Here is a 14,972-nt window from a genome sequence, read left to right as displayed (position 1 = left end):
CACACCCTCTCACCGATCCACGCGGGCACCGGATCCAGGGCATCCCCTGAAGGCCGAGACGCCCGGCCCGGGACCTGCGAACGCCGACGGGGGCGTCCCCACCGACCGGTGGGAACGCCCCCGCCTACGAGGTGGCGAGGGTCGTCTCCGCATCCCCCCTCAAAGTACGGAAACGACCCTCGCGCTGGGAAACGGCCAGCGGCTCCTCCCCCCTGGAGTCGCGGCCTGGAAGGCCTGCCGCGGAATCGACCCTGTCGTCCCGCGTTGATAGAGACACTACCCACCCCACCACCGAAGAACAACCCTGAGTCACAGTAAACTACTTAAAGTGATCACCATTCCTTGGCAGCGCGGGACCAAGTCCGTGTGGGCAGCGTCAATCAGGGGTCATGCCGGTGCGCTCGAGGGGCGCGCATAGCCTGGTCCGGTGAGATCACCACTCCTCAGCCCTCGGTGGCTCGGCATCCACCTGCTGGTGGTGCTGGTCGCCGTCGTCTGCACCGCCGGGACCTCGTGGCAGTTCGTCCAGGCCTTCGAGCCCGACCGGGAGGTCATCACCAACCCGGTCGAGGACCTCGCCGAAGCCGTGCCCCTCTCGGGCCTGCTGGAACCGGGCGAGTACATGCACCCCGACTTGCTCGCCAACAACGCCGTCGAGGCCACGGGCCGCTACGACGCCGAGGCCCAACTGCTGGTGCCCCGGGTCTCCGACGGCGTGAGCGGACACGACGTCATCGTCCCCCTCGTCACCGGTGACGACGTCGCCGTCACCGTGAACCGGGGCTGGGCCGAGGAGGGCCAGGACGTCCCGCCCGTCCCCGGGGGCGAGGTCACGGTCACCGGATGGCTGCTGCCGCCGGTGAGGGCCGAGGGGATCGTGCCCGTCGAGGTCGCCGAGGGCCAGGTCGAGCGCATCGCCACGTCCGTACTGGTCAACGAGTGGGACTACCGCCTCTACGAGGGCTACGTCATCCTGCCCGAGCAGGACCCCGCCACCGCCTCGCTCATCCCGGCACCGCCGCCCGAGCCGCCCACCGAGACCAGGATCAACTGGCGCAGTCTCAGCTACACGGTGCAGTGGGCGATGTTCGGCGTCTCCGGCGTGGTCTTCTGGATCCTCCTGATGCGCCGGGAGCTCAAGGAGGCCCGCTCCCGGCGGGAGGGGGCCTCACAGGACGGGGAGGATCAGCCCGCGGCCGCGGGCTCCTGAGCCCGTCCGGCCTCACGGTCCTTGGCCTGCTCCGACCTGACGATCCGGTGCTCGACCACGAACCCGAGCACGGGGATCGTGCCCGCGAGCGCCACGCCCAGCGTGCGCCCGGCGCCCCAGCGGCGGTCCAGGGCGACCCACAGCACCACGAACACGTAGGCCATGTAGACGTAGCCGTGCGGCATCGCGATGAACAGCATGAGCGGCGACTCGGGGCCGAACCAGTGCTCCATGCCCTGGGGCGCGCCCACCAGGGAGAACCGGGCGGTCTCCCCGATCAGGTACTTGGCGGGCATGGCCACGAAGGTCAGGCCCAGCAGGAAGATTCCGGTCACGTACGCGAGCACCCGGTACGACGCGAACGACACACGCCTCTTGTCCACGGCTGATCCACACCCCCATCCGACGACTGTGCGCCCACCCCGGTCCTCGCGTGTCGCGGTCCGTGAGCGGGCGAGATCAGCCTAGACGCTGTCCGGCCCCGCGGGCTCCCGGGGTGGGCGGGGCCGGACGATCTCACATCCACACGGGTGGGATCACCCGCCCGAGACGCGGCCGGGGCTGCTCCACCGGCCGTCGGACCTGGTGGTCCACGCCCTGGGGATCATCCGCAGCGTGAGGTAGGCGTCCACCAGCCGGATCGGCAGGAAGAGCAGTCCGTAGAGCAGGTAGGACGGTCTCCGCCGGATCGCCGCCATCAGGCAGGTGAGCATGTAGTCCGGGATGAACAGGCCGATGCCGATCGCCAGCAGCGGCAGGAAGGCCGTCACCGCGGTGAAGGTCCCGCCGAAGAACGGCAGGCTCAGGAACGGCTCGCCGCCGACCGTCCCGGCGAGGACGAACAGTCCGACCACCGTGGTGGCCAGCAGCACCAGGGAGACCAGCACGACCTCCAGGACGTACAGCGACAGGCACGCCCAGAACAGGCTCGGCCACACCCGGTGCCGCCGGATCGTCTGCCAGAAGCCCAGGGTCCACCGGCTGACCTGTCTGCAGTAGTCCCGGAAGGTGAAGGGATCCTGGCTGTAGGCCTTGGTGTCGGGGTTCATCGAGACACGCCCGAGGCGCTTGTGGTGCACCTCGAAGGTCATGTTGAAGTCCTCGATCACCAGCCCCTCGGGGTTGACCTCGATCTCCCTCAGCGCCTCACTGCGGTAGACGCTGGCGAAGCCCGGCACGATGAAGGCCGTGTTGGCGTGTCGCCAGGTCTGTCCGAAACGCATGAGGTACTGGAGCATGAAGTACAGGCGGTCGCGGTAGGCGGAGATCGTCCGGCCGACGAAGGACCGCTGGCGCGGCTTCCACTCCGAGACCACGAAGCCCGCGACGGCCGCCACCGACGGGTCGGCCAACTGCCGCCTGGCCCCGTCGACGTACCCGGGGTCGAGCTCGGTGTCGGCGTCCAGGATGAGGACGCCGTCGTAGTTGTCGGTCAGCGCGAACTCCTCCAGGACCGCCTCGATGGCCCCGGCCTTGCCGCGGTTGGTGAGGAGTTCGAGGACGTTCACGCCGGTCCGGGCCGCGATCGCGGCGGTGGAGTCCCTGGAGGCGTCCGAGACCACGTAGACGTCCCAGCGCTCGAACAGCCCCATCGCCGAGGCGAGGGCCCCGCTGATGACGGGCTCCTCGTTGTGCGCGGGGATGATCACGGCCAGGGAGGCGGCCCCGGAACCGGTGCCGTCCGGCCGCTCCGCCGGGGCGCGCGCGGACTCCCCCTCGGCGGTGTCCGCGTCCCGTTCCGCGCGGACGGCGCCCGCGCCGACCAGGACGCGTTCGCCCGCCTCCCCCTCGACGGGCCGGCGCCGGGACCCCCGTGGCCGGACCACGGCGCGCACCGAGTCCTCACCCAGGCGCACGAGCCCGACGACGGTCCACAGCAGCAGGTTGGCGCCGAAGGCCAGCCACAGGAACGCGTAGCCGAGGGTGCCCAGACCCGAGGCCGCGGCCATGTCCGTCGCGAAGCCGAACCAGTAGACAAAGAGTGCGACGGCCAGGGCCAGGGCGATCAGCCCTGTCAGCAGGCCACCGATGAAACGTGCGGTACGCACAGCGTTAGGACCTCTCCGAAGTTATCGATTTCGGACCAGCATTAATCCACAAAGCCGGTGTTATATTGACGCCTTACGACACCGAGAGGTTCACCCGGTTTCACGTCCTATGTAGGCCACGCAAATCGTATGCACGAGCTTGCGTGAGGTGGTACCCATAAGATGATATTTGTGAGCCGCGAGCGCGGAGCGACACCGCTTTCTCCCGGAACGTACATGTCCTGGAAAAATCCGCGCAAAGCAACATACGGAGAGAAGGGGGAATGCTCGTCGTGACCGGCGTACCGTCATCCTCATCGCCCGGTCGTGCCGACGGCCCCCGGGACTCCGAGCCGGGGAGCCGTACCGACACGACCAGTGACAGGGCCGCCGGAGTCACGGTGGCGCTCCACCAGCCGCACTACCTTCCGTGGCTCGGACTTTTGGACAAGATTGACCGTTCCGACCGTTTCGTCATGTTGGATAACGTCCAGTTCGAGCGGCGCGGATGGCAGAACCGAAACTATGTGGCAGGAAGCGGAGAACCCGTCCTGCTCACCGTCCCGGTCGTCCAGGGAAGCCGGGATGACCGCATACAGGACAAAGTTGTTGACAACAGTCAGAAATGGAAGCACAAACACTACAAGGCACTCGCGGAACACTGTTACCGCAAGTCCCCGTACTGGGGCGACTACCGCGACGAGGTCGCCCACTTGTACGAGCAGGAGTGGAACGGTCTCACGGAACTGGCCATCGCGACGACACGCCTGCTGATGCGGGGACTGGGCATCGACACCCCGCTGCTGCTCGCCAGTGAGATGGGGGACTTCCCCGGGCACAAGAGCGAACTCCTCGCCCAGGTCTGCGCCAAGGCGGGGGCCACCACCATGCTCTCCGGCGACGGGGCGAGGGACTACCTGGAGCCCGAGACCCTGCGCCGCTACGGCATCGACGTCGAGTGGCAGGGCTTCCGGCACCCGGTGTACCCGCAACACGCACGCGGCCCGGGCGACTTCGTGCCCCGCCTGTCGGCGATCGACCTTCTTCTCAACACCGGTCCGGAGGCGCTGCACGTGCTCCGGCGGGCGAGAACCCAGAACTGACCCGGACGGGTCCACGACGCTTCCGCGCCACCGGGCGCGATCCCGCTCTCAAGGTCCTGGCAACCATCGATCGCCCTCTGGGCAAAGAACGGAAACCGCATGACGACGGACTGGTCACAGGAACGCATACTGGTGTACGCACCCCATCCCGACGACGAGATGCTCGGCTGCGGCGGCCTCCTCGGCAAGGCCAAGGCGGCGGGCGCGCAGGTCTTCGTCCAGTTCCTCACCGTCGGGGACACCGCCGACCTGTCTCCCAAGGGCTTCTCCACCGCCGAGGAGCGCTACGCGGAGATCAAGAAGGTCGCCGACCACTTCCGCTGGGACGACTGGCACATGGCCTTCCCCGGCGACCAGTACCACCTGCGGCTCGACTCCGTCGCCCGGGTGGACCTCACCCAGCTGATCGAGCGCGAGAGCCCGCTGGCGATCGAGCGGGTCCGCCCCACCGTGGTGCTCACACCGCACCGCGCCAGCTACAACCAGGACCACCAGGCCACGGCCGAGGCCGTGCACACCGCTCTGCGCCCGTCCAACGCCGCGCTGCGCCACCATCCGCGGCTGGTGCTGGCCTATGAGGAGGCCGCCGACCACTGGCGCTCGGAGCCTCTGTGCCCGCCGAACCTCATCGTGGAACTGGACGAGGTCCAGATGGCCGACAAGCTCCACGGCATGGAGCTGTACGGATCGCAGAGCCACCAGCACCCGCACACGCGCTCCGAGCTCACCCTGCGCAGCCTCGCCGTCCTGCGGGGCATGCAGGCCGGGGTCGCGCTCGGGGAGGGCTTCCACGTACACCGCTGCCTGGCCTGACCTCCCCGGGACCGCGTCCCGGCACAACGTTCCCGTCCCAGCGCGCGGCCCGCCGGCCGTGCACGCACCCGTCCCAGTGAAGAAGACAGAGGAACACCGCAAGTGGAGGGAAACCATGAAAGCTGTAGTCACCGGTGGAGCCGGTTTCATCGGCTCGCACCTGTGCGATCACCTGGTCGCCCAGGGGCATCGGGTCACCGTCCTGGACGACCTGTCGACCGGTTCCCCGGAGAACCTGGTCCACGCACAGGAGTCACCCGGATTCCGTTTCGTGGAAGGAGACGTCCTGGACCGTGACCTGGTCGACTCCCTGGTCGCGGAGGCGGACACCGTGTTCCACCTGGCCGCGGCCGTGGGCGTGTACAACATCGTCGACAACCCGCTGCGCTCCCTGAGGATCAACCTGCACGGGACGGAGAACGTGGTGGAGTCGGCCGTGGCGCACCGGGTGCCCTACATGGTCGCCTCGACCAGCGAGGTCTACGGCAAGAACGACGCCGACGGGCTCAAGGAGGACGACGACCGCGTCTACGGCCCGGCCACCAAGAGCCGCTGGTCCTACGCCGCGGCGAAGAGCCTGGACGAACTGGTGGCCTACGTGCACGGCGTCGAGTCCGGCGTGCCGTGCGTCATCACCCGCTTCTTCAACGTGGTCGGTCCCCGCCAGACGGGCCGCTACGGGATGGTGGTGCCCCGCTTCGTCGACCAGGCGGTGTCGGACGAACCCATCACCGTGTACGGCACGGGCACACAGCGCCGCTGCTTCGGGTCGGTGTTCGACGTGGTGCCCGCGCTCCTGCAGCTGATGGACGCCCCGGAGGCCTACAACCAGGCCGTCAACCTCGGCGGGCACGAGGAGGTCTCCATCAAGGGGCTCGCCGACCGGGTCGTGGAACTGACCGGGTCCGGGAGCCCGGTCACCTTCGTCGGCTACGAGGACGCCTACGGCGAGGGCTACGAGGACATGCAGCGCCGCTGCCCGGACACGTCGCTGGCCGCGCGGCTGATCGGGTACCGGCCCGAGCGCGACCTCAACGACATCATCCGCTCGATCATGGAGCACCGCCGCGCGGCGGGATCCGTCCCCGAGCCCGTGTGAGATGAGCCGCGGTCCGGCCCGGGCGCCCTCTCCGCCTCGGCTGGTCCACACGACCCGTGAACGAACGGGTACGGAGCCAGGTCCCGTCCCCTCTCACGGAAGAGGTGGCCGCGCGTCCCGGAACACGGTGCGCACCGCGCCCGCCGAGGGCAGCCGCACCGGCCACCCGGCCACACGCCCGACCAGGGCACAGGACCCGCCGGACACACCACCGGTCCGGCGGAGCGAGTCCCCTGCGGTGAAGCCGCCTCCCCCGGCGGCACGGAGAACACGACGGCACCGGATCGGCGCGGACGTGTTCCGGACCGGCCCCGTTCTCAGAAGCCCAGAAGCACCGTCAGCATCAGAACGCCGCTGAGGACGAGGACGCCCGCGCACAGAACCGCCATGGCCCACGGCCGCGCCACGTGCAGCGGCGGTCCCCCCGTTCCGGGAGCACGCTTACCGTGCTCACTGCCGCGCCACCGAAGCCCGAGGTGCACGCCCAGGACCAGTCCCAGGACCAGCAGCACGGTCATCGTCGCCACGCGCAACACGAGAGGCGCCTCCGGGACGTTGTCGTCACCGGGTACCAGCGAACCGCGCAGGAACAGCAGGCCCACCACGACCATCAGGGCGATCGTGCGCTGCCAGGCCAGCAGTGTGCGCTCGGGCTGCAGGCCGAGGCCGTCGAGATCGGTGGAAGGCTCAGCGGAGGACCCGCTGGAGGACCCGCCGGGAGGCTCGCTGGAAGATCCGTTGGGAGACTCGGCGGGAGGGGTCACAGCAGATTGCCCAACAGCACCAGGGCGCACACCAGTCCCACCGCGAAGGTGGTGATCACCGGGAGCAGGCTCATCTTCAGGGGCCCGCCCCGGCTCATGATCCGCTGCACGCGGTACCAGCGCAGCGGAGCGTAGACGGTGATGACCCCGGCCAACGCCGCCAGTACGAGGCCGACCGCGGTGCGCGGCACCTGGGCCCAGTCGAGCGGAAGCAGGTGCAGGACGGCGACGGCGCCGGCGAGGATGGCCAGCGCGGTGCGGATCCAGGCAAGGAAGGTGCGCTCGTTGGCGAGGGTGAAACGGTAGTCGACGGACCGCTTCGTCCCCCGTGTGTCCCCCGGGCCCGTCTCGGAACCCAATCTTCCACCCCCTTTCCCCAGGGAAAACGTGCGTCCGGCCCTACCTGGCCCGAAAGGGCCGCCGTGCCGGACACGTACCCCCCCGACACTAGCTACCACCCGCCTCTCCCCCAAACCAGCATGGACAGCACGTCAGGGCGGAAAACGACCGGTCGATCAGCACGGTCCGTAGCCTGCGGGACGCATGCGGAACAAACGAGTGGGCACGACCGCTGTAGTCACGAGAGATGGCGGTTGGCCGACGGTCGACACCAACCAACGAACAGATACAGGAGACCACGTGCCCACGGTCGAGCTCACCAAGGACAACTTCGCGGAAACGCTGAAGGACAACGATTTCGTCCTCATCGACTTCTGGGCGGACTGGTGCGGTCCCTGCCGGCAGTTCGCCCCGGTGTTCGAGACCTCCTCGGAGAAGCACACCGGCATCGTGCACGCCAAGGTGGACACCGAGGCGCAGCGCGAACTCGCCTTCGAGTTCAAGATCCAGTCCATCCCGACCCTGATGATCGTGCGCGAGCGCACCGTCATCTACAACGAGCCCGGTGCGCTGCCCGCCGAGGCGCTGGAGAGCCTGATCACCCAGGCCCAGGAGTTGGACATGGACGAGGTCCGCCAGAAGATCGACGAGCAGGGCGCCGAAGTCCAGGACGCCCAGGAGTAGACCCACGTCCCGAGTGCCCCGGACACCCCGCCGCGGTGGGGTGTCCGGGGCACTCGTGTGTCCGGGGCCGAACGCGTGGACGCCGCTCCGCGGACCGCCCGGCGGGGAGTGGGAAATCCGTCCGGACGGAACGAAAGGTCACCAACGGGTTTGAACCCGGTCACCTGTCCGCACGCGCTCCCCTCCGTGGCGGGAGGGGGCCGGAAGGGCCCCGCGGGCGGACTGGTCGGCGCCGCCGCGGTGCGGGAAGCCCTCGTCGGACCTCCTCCGGTGACGGACGGACCACGCTCGGCACTCACGGGTCCGCCGAGTCCACCGCCCACGTTCATCTCGGTCACGGGGTTCGTTCACCCGCGCTTCACGCAGGCATATTTGCATGGGACACGACCGCGCTCCGCGGCTCCAGCCGCTCCTCCTTGGCGCATGCACGTTCCGACCCGGAAGTGGCCCCATGTCTGTCAGCAACACCGCCTCCCCTCGCGGCACCGAGATCGGTCGCGGCGTCGCCCCCAGTACCGTCCGGTACAACCGCGAGGTCCCCGGGCTCGGCGACCCCGTCTTCGAGGTCTCCGGACTCTCCATCCACTACGGCAGCAACAAGGCCGTACGCGACGTGAACCTGAAGGTGGGCCCTCGTCAGATCACCGCGATGATCGGCCCCTCCGGATGCGGCAAGAGCACCGTCCTGCGCACCCTCAACCGCATGAACGACCTCATCCCCGGCGCCCGTGTCGAGGGCAGGGTGACCTACCACGGCGAGGACCTGTACGCCTCCGACGTGGACCCCATCGAGGTACGCCGCCGGATCGGCATGGTCTTCCAGAAGCCCAACCCGTTCCCCAAGTCGATCTACGACAACGTGGCCTACGGCCCGAAGATCAACGGCGTCCGCGGCAACATGGACGACCTGGTCGAGGAGACTCTGACCAAGGCCGCCCTGTGGGACGAGGTCAAGGACAAGCTCAAGGAGAGCGCGTTCGCCCTGTCCGGCGGCCAGCAGCAGCGGCTGTGCATCGCGCGCACCATCGCGGTCAACCCCGAGGTGATCCTGATGGACGAACCGTGCTCGGCGCTCGACCCCATCGCGACCCTCAAGATCGAGGACCTGATGTACGAGCTGGCCAGCGAGTACACCATCGTCATCGTCACCCACAACATGCAGCAGGCGGCGCGCGTGTCCGACCGCACGGCGTTCTTCACCGCCGGTGTGGACGACGCGGGTGACCGCTACGGCAGCCTGGTGGAGTTCGACGAGACCGCGACGATCTTCAGCAAGCCCTCCGACCAGAGGACCGAGGACTACATCAGCGGTCGCTTCGGCTGAGCCGTCCGCCGTAGCCCTGCGAGCAGGTGTGGCCGCCGAGCGGCCCGGGACCATCCCCTCCCGCTCCTTAGACGAAGTGGACCTCCCATGCCCGCGCTCACCTCCTCCACCGCCGTCCCGTTCCCGAGCACTCCGGTCGAGGACGAAGCGGTGGAGCGCCCGGAACGGCCGGAAGGGCCGCTCCGCGTGCTGCTCGTGGAGCCGGAGTCCGAGCAGTCGCACCAGCTGGTGCTGTCTCTGAGCGGGCACGACGTGGACATCACGGTGTGCGTGGACGGTGCCGAGGCGCTGCTGCGGGTGGGGATGATGCGGCCGGACACCCTGGTGACCAGCGCGGACCCGCCCGAAGTGGACCTGGAGACGCTGGTGCGGGTGACCCGGCGGGCGACGGAGATCCCCATCCTCATCGGGGTGGGCCCCGGCGACTCGCAGCGGGCGATGCGCGCGCTGGCGGTGGGGGCCACCGCCTGCGTCAGCCGCCCCTACCGGATCCCGGAGCTGGCGGCCCTGCTGCGCGGCTCCCTGCCGGGCGCGGACGGCGGCGGCCCGAACGGTTCCGCCTCCCCCGCCGCGCTGCGCTCGGGCGCGCTGGAACTGGACGCCCTGGGGCACCGGCTGTTCGTGGACGGCAACCCGGTCAACCTGGCCCTGCGGGAGTTCGGGATCATGGACTTCCTGCTCAGGCACAACGGCAGGGTGGTCAGCCGCGAGGAGCTGTGGACCGAGGTCTGGCACAAGCCGCTGCCCCCGGTGAACAACACGATCGCCGTCCACATCCGTCGCCTGCGACACAAGCTGGGCGACTCCGAGGCCCAGCCCAGATTCATCCACACGGTCCGCGGCATCGGTTACCGCCTGGACACCGCGAGCGGTTTCTGACCCCGGAGGAAAAGTACGGAGGGAAGGTCGGGGAGTATCACACAGGGTCTTCCGGCTAACGCCGGTGAGGCCCGTTGTTCATGTTGACGTCACCTTCTATTCCGACGAACGTGAAAGTGAACTGCCAGGCAAACCACCCCGTCATCTTCGTTGCCGGAAGACAACCGTGGGACCCCCGAGGGGACGAGTGTACCCGCAGGTCATCACGGTGAGTCCAGAGCACATGACAGAACCGGACGGGGCCGGAACCACGCTGCCGTTATCCAATGGTTACCCCCATTCACCTCGCATTCATCGGGCTTCTACCAGCACGCCTCCATTTCGATGTCACCACGTCTTTCCGCGCACTTACTGTCGTTTTACGTCAGCCCGACAGCGGTGATTCAACAAGGAGAACCACGACATGCGCAACGGTCGTTCCAAGCTCGCCGTTCTGGCGGCCATCCCCCTGCTCGCGGCGGCGTGCAGCAGCGGCGGCGACAACGGTGACGGTTCCGGTGACGGGAGCGGGGGCGGCGACCTCAGCGCCTCCCTGACCGGTGCCGGCGCCAGCTTCCCCGATCCGCTCTTCCAGGACTGGATCTACACCTACTCCAACGACGTCCAGCCCGGCGTCAGCGTCAACTACCAGAGCGTGGGCTCCGGCGCCGGTGTCGAGCAGTTCCTGGAGCAGACCGTCGACTTCGGCTCCTCCGAGCAGTACCTGTCCGACGAAGAACTCTCCACCGCGGCCGAGGCCCGCGGCTGCGAGGCGGTGCAGTTCCCCGTCGTGTTCGGCGCGGTCGTCATCGCCTTCAACAACCCCGACCTGGACGGCCTCGTCCTGGACGCCCCGACCATCGCGGCCATCTACGACCGCGAGATCACCACCTTCGACGACCCGGCCATCGCCGATCTCAACCCGGACCTGGAACTGCCGAGCGACGAGATCATCCCGGTGCACCGGTCCGACAGCTCCGGCACCACCTACGTCTTCTCGCACTACCTCAGCACCGAGGTCGACACCTGGGCCGACAAGTACGGCGAGGGCAAGGAGCTCGAGTGGGCCGACGGCCTGGTCGGCGGCCAGCAGAACGACGGCGTCGCCCAGGGCATCACCCAGAACCCGGGCGGCCTGGGCTACGTCAACCAGTCCTTCGCCCAGGAGGCGGAGCTGTCCGTCGCCAGCATCGTCAACGAGGACGGCAACCCGATCGAGCCGACCCTGGACGCGACCATCGCCGCCTCCGAGGAGGCCGAGGTTCCGGAGAACTTCCAGTTCGCCATCGACGACATCGGCGGCGAGGGCTACCCGATCGCCGGCTCGAACTGGATCTTCACCTACACCTGCGGCTACGAGCAGGCCAGTGCCGACGCCATCATCGACTTCTGGACCTGGGCCCTGACCGACGAGGGCGCCCGCGACGTGGCCGGTGAGCTGGGCTACGCCCCCCTGAGCGACTCCCTGACCGACCGTGTCGTGGCCGAGCTGGAGAAGACCAACTCCCAGAACGACGCCGGTGGCGACGAGGACGCCGAGGCCGACTCGGGCGAGTAGACGCCCCTGCGGGGCCGGGAAGGCTTCCCGGCCCCGCACCCCTTCCTTCGGTCCCTTCCGTCCCCGTCCCGGGGCGAGCCGCTCTCCACTCCCCACGAAAGCCACAGAGGAGAAGCACATGTCCACCGAGGCCCCTGAGGCCCCCCAGGCCCCCGAGGACTCCCGAGGGGGGACGCTGCGGTCCGGCAAGGGGCGCCTGGCCGACCCGATCTTCAAGTGGATCGTCGCGACCTGCGCCACCATCGTGCTGGTCATCCTGGCGCTGATGGTGATCCGGACCACCAGCGAGGCCTGGCCGGTCTTCGTCAAGGAGGGCTTCTTCGGCTTCCTCCTCGGAGAGGAGTGGGTCAGCGGCAGCTCGCGCACCGAGATCACCGGTACCTACGGCGCCTGGCCGTTCATCTACGGGACCCTGGTCACGTCGGTCATCGCGATCGTCATCGCGTTGCCGCTGGCGATCATGGTCGCCGTCTACCTGACCCACCTGGCCCCGCGCCGCATCGCCAAGCCGCTGTCCTACACGGTCGAGCTGCTCGCGGCGGTGCCGAGTGTCATCTTCGGCCTCTGGGGCCTGCACTGGTTCCTGCCGAACGTGATGCGCCCCTTCTTCGCCTGGCTCGAAAGCGTCCTGGGCTGGCTCTTCCTCTTCGAGGGCCCGGTGCGCGGCGTCGGCTACCTGCCCGCCGGAATCGTGCTGGCCATCATGATCCTGCCGATCATGACGGCGATCATCCGCGAGGTCGTCGCCGTCCAGCCCGTCGAGCAGCAGATGGCCGCCTACGCCCTGGGCTCCACCCGGTGGGAGGTCGTCACCAAGGTGATCCTGCCCGCCAGCTTCTCCGGGATCGTGGCCGCCGCCATGCTGGGCCTGGGCCGCGCCCTGGGCGAGACCATCGCCGTGCTGATGCTGATCGGCGGCGCCCAGTCCTGGGGCGTCAGCCTGTTCAGCCCCGGAAGCAGCATGGCCTCGCACATCGCCGCGACCTTCGGTGAGTCCTCACCGGAGAGCCGCATCGCGCTGATGGCGATCGGTGTCGCCCTGTTCCTGGTCACGATGATCGTCAACATCCTGGCCCGTGTCGTCGTCTGGCGCCTGGGACAGTTCACGGGAGACGCCGCCGTATGAGCACCGCAACCACCACCCCTCCGTCCGCCCGGCACACCCCGCTGAGCCAGCGCCCGCCCGGCACGGGCCTGCGCAGGTTCAAGGACCGCTCCGCGTCGGTGATGCTGACCGCCGCGATGATCGTGGCGATGATCCCGCTGGTCCTCATCATCTTCGAGGTCACCCGGCGCGGCATCGGCGTCGTCAACCTCGACTTCTTCACCCAGACGGAGCCGCCGCCGAGGCGCGAGGGCGGCGGATACGCCGCCGGGTTCTTCGGCACGCTCTACATCATGGCGCTGTCGGTCCTGATGTCGATCCCGTTCGGGATCGCCACCGCGGTCTACGTCGTGGAGTACGGGCCCAACCGCATGACCTCGGCGATCCGCTTCTTCACCGACGTGATGACGGGCATCCCCTCGATCTTCGTCGGCCTGTTCGTGTACGGCCTTCTGGTGATCGGCTGGGGCGGCATGGGCTTCGGCACCTTCGCGGGCGCGGTGGCGATCGCGGTGATGATGCTGCCGATCGTCACACGGTCGGCGGAGGAGATGCTGCGGCTGGTCCCCGACGAGATGCGCAACGCCAGCTACGGTCTGGGCGCGCGCAAGTGGCAGACCATCATGCACACGGTGCTGCCCGCGGCCGCACCCGGCCTGGCCACCGGATCGATGCTGGCCGTCGCCCGCGGCATCGGCGAGACCGCACCGCTGCTGCTGACCGCGTTCGGGTCCGGCCTGCTCGTGACCTCGTTCCAGGGTGAGGCGCAGGGCGCCGTGCCGATGCAGCTGTACCGGGGCGCCACGCAGCCCTTCGAGGGCGGTGTCGACCGCGCCTGGGGAGCCGCCCTCTGCCTGTTCGCGCTGGTCCTGCTGTTCACCGTGCTCGCGCGGTGGGTCGGCTCGCGGGGATCGCGCTGAGCGGTCGCCCGGGACCGGTGTCCCGGAGGGGGCCGCGCGCCGGAGGGATCCGACGGACGCGCGGCCCCCTCCGCGTGTCCGCGGACCTCTCTCTCCGCTTCCCGAACCGGGACGTCCCCGATAGCCTTTCGCCGAGCCCGCACCCCGATTCCCTGGAGACGGACAGCAGATGCCCGACACCAACGAGTACGCGACGACCTTCGCGTTCGTCGACGCCGACAGCGACGGGCGCATCACCGCCCAGGAGTACGCCGACCTGATGCACCGCCTGGGGGACAGCTGCACCGAGGACCAGGCCCGGCAGGCGATCGCGACCATGGACGAGGACGGCGACGGGCTGATCACCCTGGACGAGTTCACGGCCTACATGTCCGACACCAGGGGCTGAGCCCGGTGGGCCCGCCTGGCGGTGACGCCGGGCGGCGCCGGCCGTGTCAGCGCGGATCGCGCGCCAGGTAGACGTTGTCGGGCACGCCTCCCCGGGCGACCGGGACCTCGGCGACCTCCACCGACGCGAACCGCTCGCGCAGCAGCTCCTCGAAGGTGGACACCGCGTTGGCGCTCCAGAAGGCCAGCACCCCGCCGGGGGCGAGCAGGCGGACGAGCTGGTCCAGCCCCGCCGCCTCGTAGAGGCGGTTGTTGTTCTCCACCACCGTCCAGTCGGGCCCGTTGTCGGTGTCCAGGCAGATCACGTCGTAGCGGACGGGCTTGTCGGCGGAGGCCGCCTTCTCCAGCCACGCCACGATGTCGGCGTTGAGCACCCGGCAGCGCGGGTCCCGGTGCACGTACTCGGCGGCCTCGCCCAGTTCGCCGTCGTGCCAGGCGATCACCTGGGGTTCGAGCTCCACCACGTCCACGATGGACACCTTGGGGTGGTCCAGCGCCTCGCGGGCGGAGAAGCCCACGCCCAGCCCGCCGATGAGCACACGGGAGCGGGAGCGGCCCGCGGGGAGCGCGGCGAGGCTGGCGCGCACCATCTCGCGCTCGGAGGTGCCGTCGCGGGTGTCCATGAGGAACAGCCCGTTGGAGTAGATCTCGTAGTGCGCGCCCGCCCGGCGCAGCACGAGGTCGCCGCCGGTCTCACCGGTCACCCTGGCCAGCGTGACCGTCTCTCCCTCGATGGCGTGGGGATCGGTTTCGGGAGCCTCTGGAGTTCGCTGGTTCATCC

16 protein-coding genes are annotated in these 14,972 nt (G+C 69.1%); 11 read left to right on the top strand and 5 right to left on the bottom strand.

What is annotated here, in order from left to right:
• Positions 1-427 precede the first annotated feature (427 nt).
• Positions 428-1,210 (top strand): SURF1 family protein, encoded by a 783-nt coding sequence (locus FYX01_RS11010; RefSeq protein ID WP_150240250.1) that lies wholly within the window; start codon positions 428-430, stop codon positions 1,208-1,210.
• Here the strand turns inward: FYX01_RS11010 and FYX01_RS11005 are convergent.
• Together FYX01_RS11005 and FYX01_RS11000 are read right to left on the bottom strand one after the other, a co-directional pair.
• Entirely contained in the window at positions 1,186-1,593 is a 408-nt protein-coding gene (locus FYX01_RS11005; RefSeq protein WP_150240248.1) for a DUF3817 domain-containing protein, read from the bottom strand. The two genes, FYX01_RS11010 and FYX01_RS11005, sit on opposite strands and share 25 nt — an antisense overlap.
• Positions 1,594-1,746: 153 nt before the next feature.
• Complete coding sequence (locus FYX01_RS11000; RefSeq protein ID WP_150240246.1) at positions 1,747-3,258, bottom strand: glycosyltransferase family 2 protein; 1,512 nt, start codon at positions 3,256-3,258, stop codon at positions 1,747-1,749.
• 380 nt (positions 3,259-3,638) lie between these two features.
• Here FYX01_RS11000 and FYX01_RS10995 point away from each other — a divergent pair, with 380 nt between their 5' ends.
• The 3 genes from FYX01_RS10995 (at position 3,639) to FYX01_RS10985 (ending at position 6,252) form a co-directional block, all read left to right on the top strand.
• On the top strand, positions 3,639-4,340 hold the full coding sequence (locus tag FYX01_RS10995) for a WbqC family protein (protein WP_223830421.1): 702 nt from the start codon (positions 3,639-3,641) through the stop codon (positions 4,338-4,340).
• Positions 4,341-4,439: 99 nt separating this feature from the next.
• Positions 4,440-5,153: a PIG-L deacetylase family protein gene (locus FYX01_RS10990; protein WP_150240242.1), complete on the top strand. Its 714-nt coding sequence runs from the start codon at positions 4,440-4,442 to the stop codon at positions 5,151-5,153.
• Positions 5,154-5,268: 115 nt separating this feature from the next.
• On the top strand, positions 5,269-6,252 hold the full coding sequence (locus tag FYX01_RS10985) for an NAD-dependent epimerase/dehydratase family protein (protein ID WP_150240240.1): 984 nt from the start codon (positions 5,269-5,271) through the stop codon (positions 6,250-6,252).
• Between the two features lie 317 nt (positions 6,253-6,569).
• Here the strand turns inward: FYX01_RS10985 and FYX01_RS10980 are convergent, their stop codons facing one another.
• Together FYX01_RS10980 and FYX01_RS10975 are read right to left on the bottom strand one after the other, a co-directional pair.
• On the bottom strand, positions 6,570-6,911 hold the full coding sequence (locus FYX01_RS10980; RefSeq protein WP_223830420.1) for a DUF202 domain-containing protein: 342 nt from the start codon (positions 6,909-6,911) through the stop codon (positions 6,570-6,572).
• 101 nt (positions 6,912-7,012) lie between these two features.
• A complete protein-coding gene (locus tag FYX01_RS10975) occupies positions 7,013-7,375 on the bottom strand; it encodes a YidH family protein (RefSeq protein ID WP_150240236.1) in 363 nt (120 codons plus the stop codon).
• 280 nt (positions 7,376-7,655) lie between these two features.
• On the opposite strand from FYX01_RS10975, the gene trxA reads away from it, so the two are divergent.
• From trxA to FYX01_RS10940, 7 genes are all read left to right on the top strand, one after another.
• Positions 7,656-8,039, top strand: a complete 384-nt coding sequence (trxA, locus tag FYX01_RS10970) for a thioredoxin (protein ID WP_150240234.1) — start codon at positions 7,656-7,658, stop codon at positions 8,037-8,039.
• 451 nt (positions 8,040-8,490) lie between these two features.
• Positions 8,491-9,363 (top strand): phosphate ABC transporter ATP-binding protein PstB, encoded by an 873-nt coding sequence (gene pstB, locus FYX01_RS10965; protein WP_150240232.1) that lies wholly within the window; start codon positions 8,491-8,493, stop codon positions 9,361-9,363.
• Positions 9,364-9,450: 87 nt separating this feature from the next.
• Positions 9,451-10,242, top strand: a complete 792-nt coding sequence (locus tag FYX01_RS10960; protein ID WP_150240230.1) for a response regulator transcription factor — start codon at positions 9,451-9,453, stop codon at positions 10,240-10,242.
• Positions 10,243-10,645: 403 nt separating this feature from the next.
• The gene (pstS, locus tag FYX01_RS10955) at positions 10,646-11,779 is read left to right on the top strand and encodes a phosphate ABC transporter substrate-binding protein PstS (RefSeq protein ID WP_150240228.1); all 1,134 of its coding nucleotides are present in this window, start codon (positions 10,646-10,648) and stop codon (positions 11,777-11,779) included.
• A gap of 118 nt (positions 11,780-11,897) precedes the next feature.
• Positions 11,898-12,905, top strand: a complete 1,008-nt coding sequence (gene pstC / locus FYX01_RS10950; protein WP_150240226.1) for a phosphate ABC transporter permease subunit PstC — start codon at positions 11,898-11,900, stop codon at positions 12,903-12,905.
• Positions 12,902-13,804, top strand: coding sequence for a phosphate ABC transporter permease PstA (pstA, locus tag FYX01_RS10945; RefSeq protein WP_150240224.1), 903 nt, complete (start codon positions 12,902-12,904; stop codon positions 13,802-13,804). The genes pstC and pstA overlap by 4 nt, the downstream gene beginning before the upstream one ends.
• A 169-nt stretch (positions 13,805-13,973) precedes the next feature.
• Positions 13,974-14,192 carry an EF-hand domain-containing protein gene (locus tag FYX01_RS10940; protein WP_150240222.1) on the top strand — a complete coding sequence of 73 codons (219 nt, stop codon included), beginning with the start codon at positions 13,974-13,976 and terminating at the stop codon, positions 14,190-14,192.
• Positions 14,193-14,238: 46 nt separating this feature from the next.
• On the opposite strand, the gene FYX01_RS10935 is transcribed toward FYX01_RS10940, so the two are convergent.
• On the bottom strand, positions 14,239-14,970 hold the full coding sequence (locus tag FYX01_RS10935) for a spermine/spermidine synthase domain-containing protein (protein WP_150240220.1): 732 nt from the start codon (positions 14,968-14,970) through the stop codon (positions 14,239-14,241).
• Between the last annotated feature and the right edge of the window lie 2 nt (positions 14,971-14,972).

This window comes from Nocardiopsis quinghaiensis, from assembly GCF_008638365.1.
Classification (GTDB): domain Bacteria; phylum Actinomycetota; class Actinomycetes; order Streptosporangiales; family Streptosporangiaceae; genus Nocardiopsis; species Nocardiopsis quinghaiensis.
This window is presented reverse-complemented; position numbering and strand designations above follow the sequence as displayed.

Coding starts and splice junctions, on each gene's coding strand:
- FYX01_RS10940 (WP_150240222.1), top strand. CDS start 13,974: ATGCCCGACACCAACGAGTACGCGACGACCTTCGCGTTCGTCGACGCC.
- FYX01_RS10985 (WP_150240240.1), top strand. CDS start 5,269: ATGAAAGCTGTAGTCACCGGTGGAGCCGGTTTCATCGGCTCGCACCTG.
- FYX01_RS10990 (WP_150240242.1), top strand. CDS start 4,440: ATGACGACGGACTGGTCACAGGAACGCATACTGGTGTACGCACCCCAT.
- pstS (WP_150240228.1), top strand. CDS start 10,646: ATGCGCAACGGTCGTTCCAAGCTCGCCGTTCTGGCGGCCATCCCCCTG.
- pstA (WP_150240224.1), top strand. CDS start 12,902: ATGAGCACCGCAACCACCACCCCTCCGTCCGCCCGGCACACCCCGCTG.
- FYX01_RS10960 (WP_150240230.1), top strand. CDS start 9,451: ATGCCCGCGCTCACCTCCTCCACCGCCGTCCCGTTCCCGAGCACTCCG.
- pstB (WP_150240232.1), top strand. CDS start 8,491: ATGTCTGTCAGCAACACCGCCTCCCCTCGCGGCACCGAGATCGGTCGC.
- FYX01_RS10935 (WP_150240220.1), bottom strand. CDS start 14,970: ATGAACCAGCGAACTCCAGAGGCTCCCGAAACCGATCCCCACGCCATC.
- pstC (WP_150240226.1), top strand. CDS start 11,898: ATGTCCACCGAGGCCCCTGAGGCCCCCCAGGCCCCCGAGGACTCCCGA.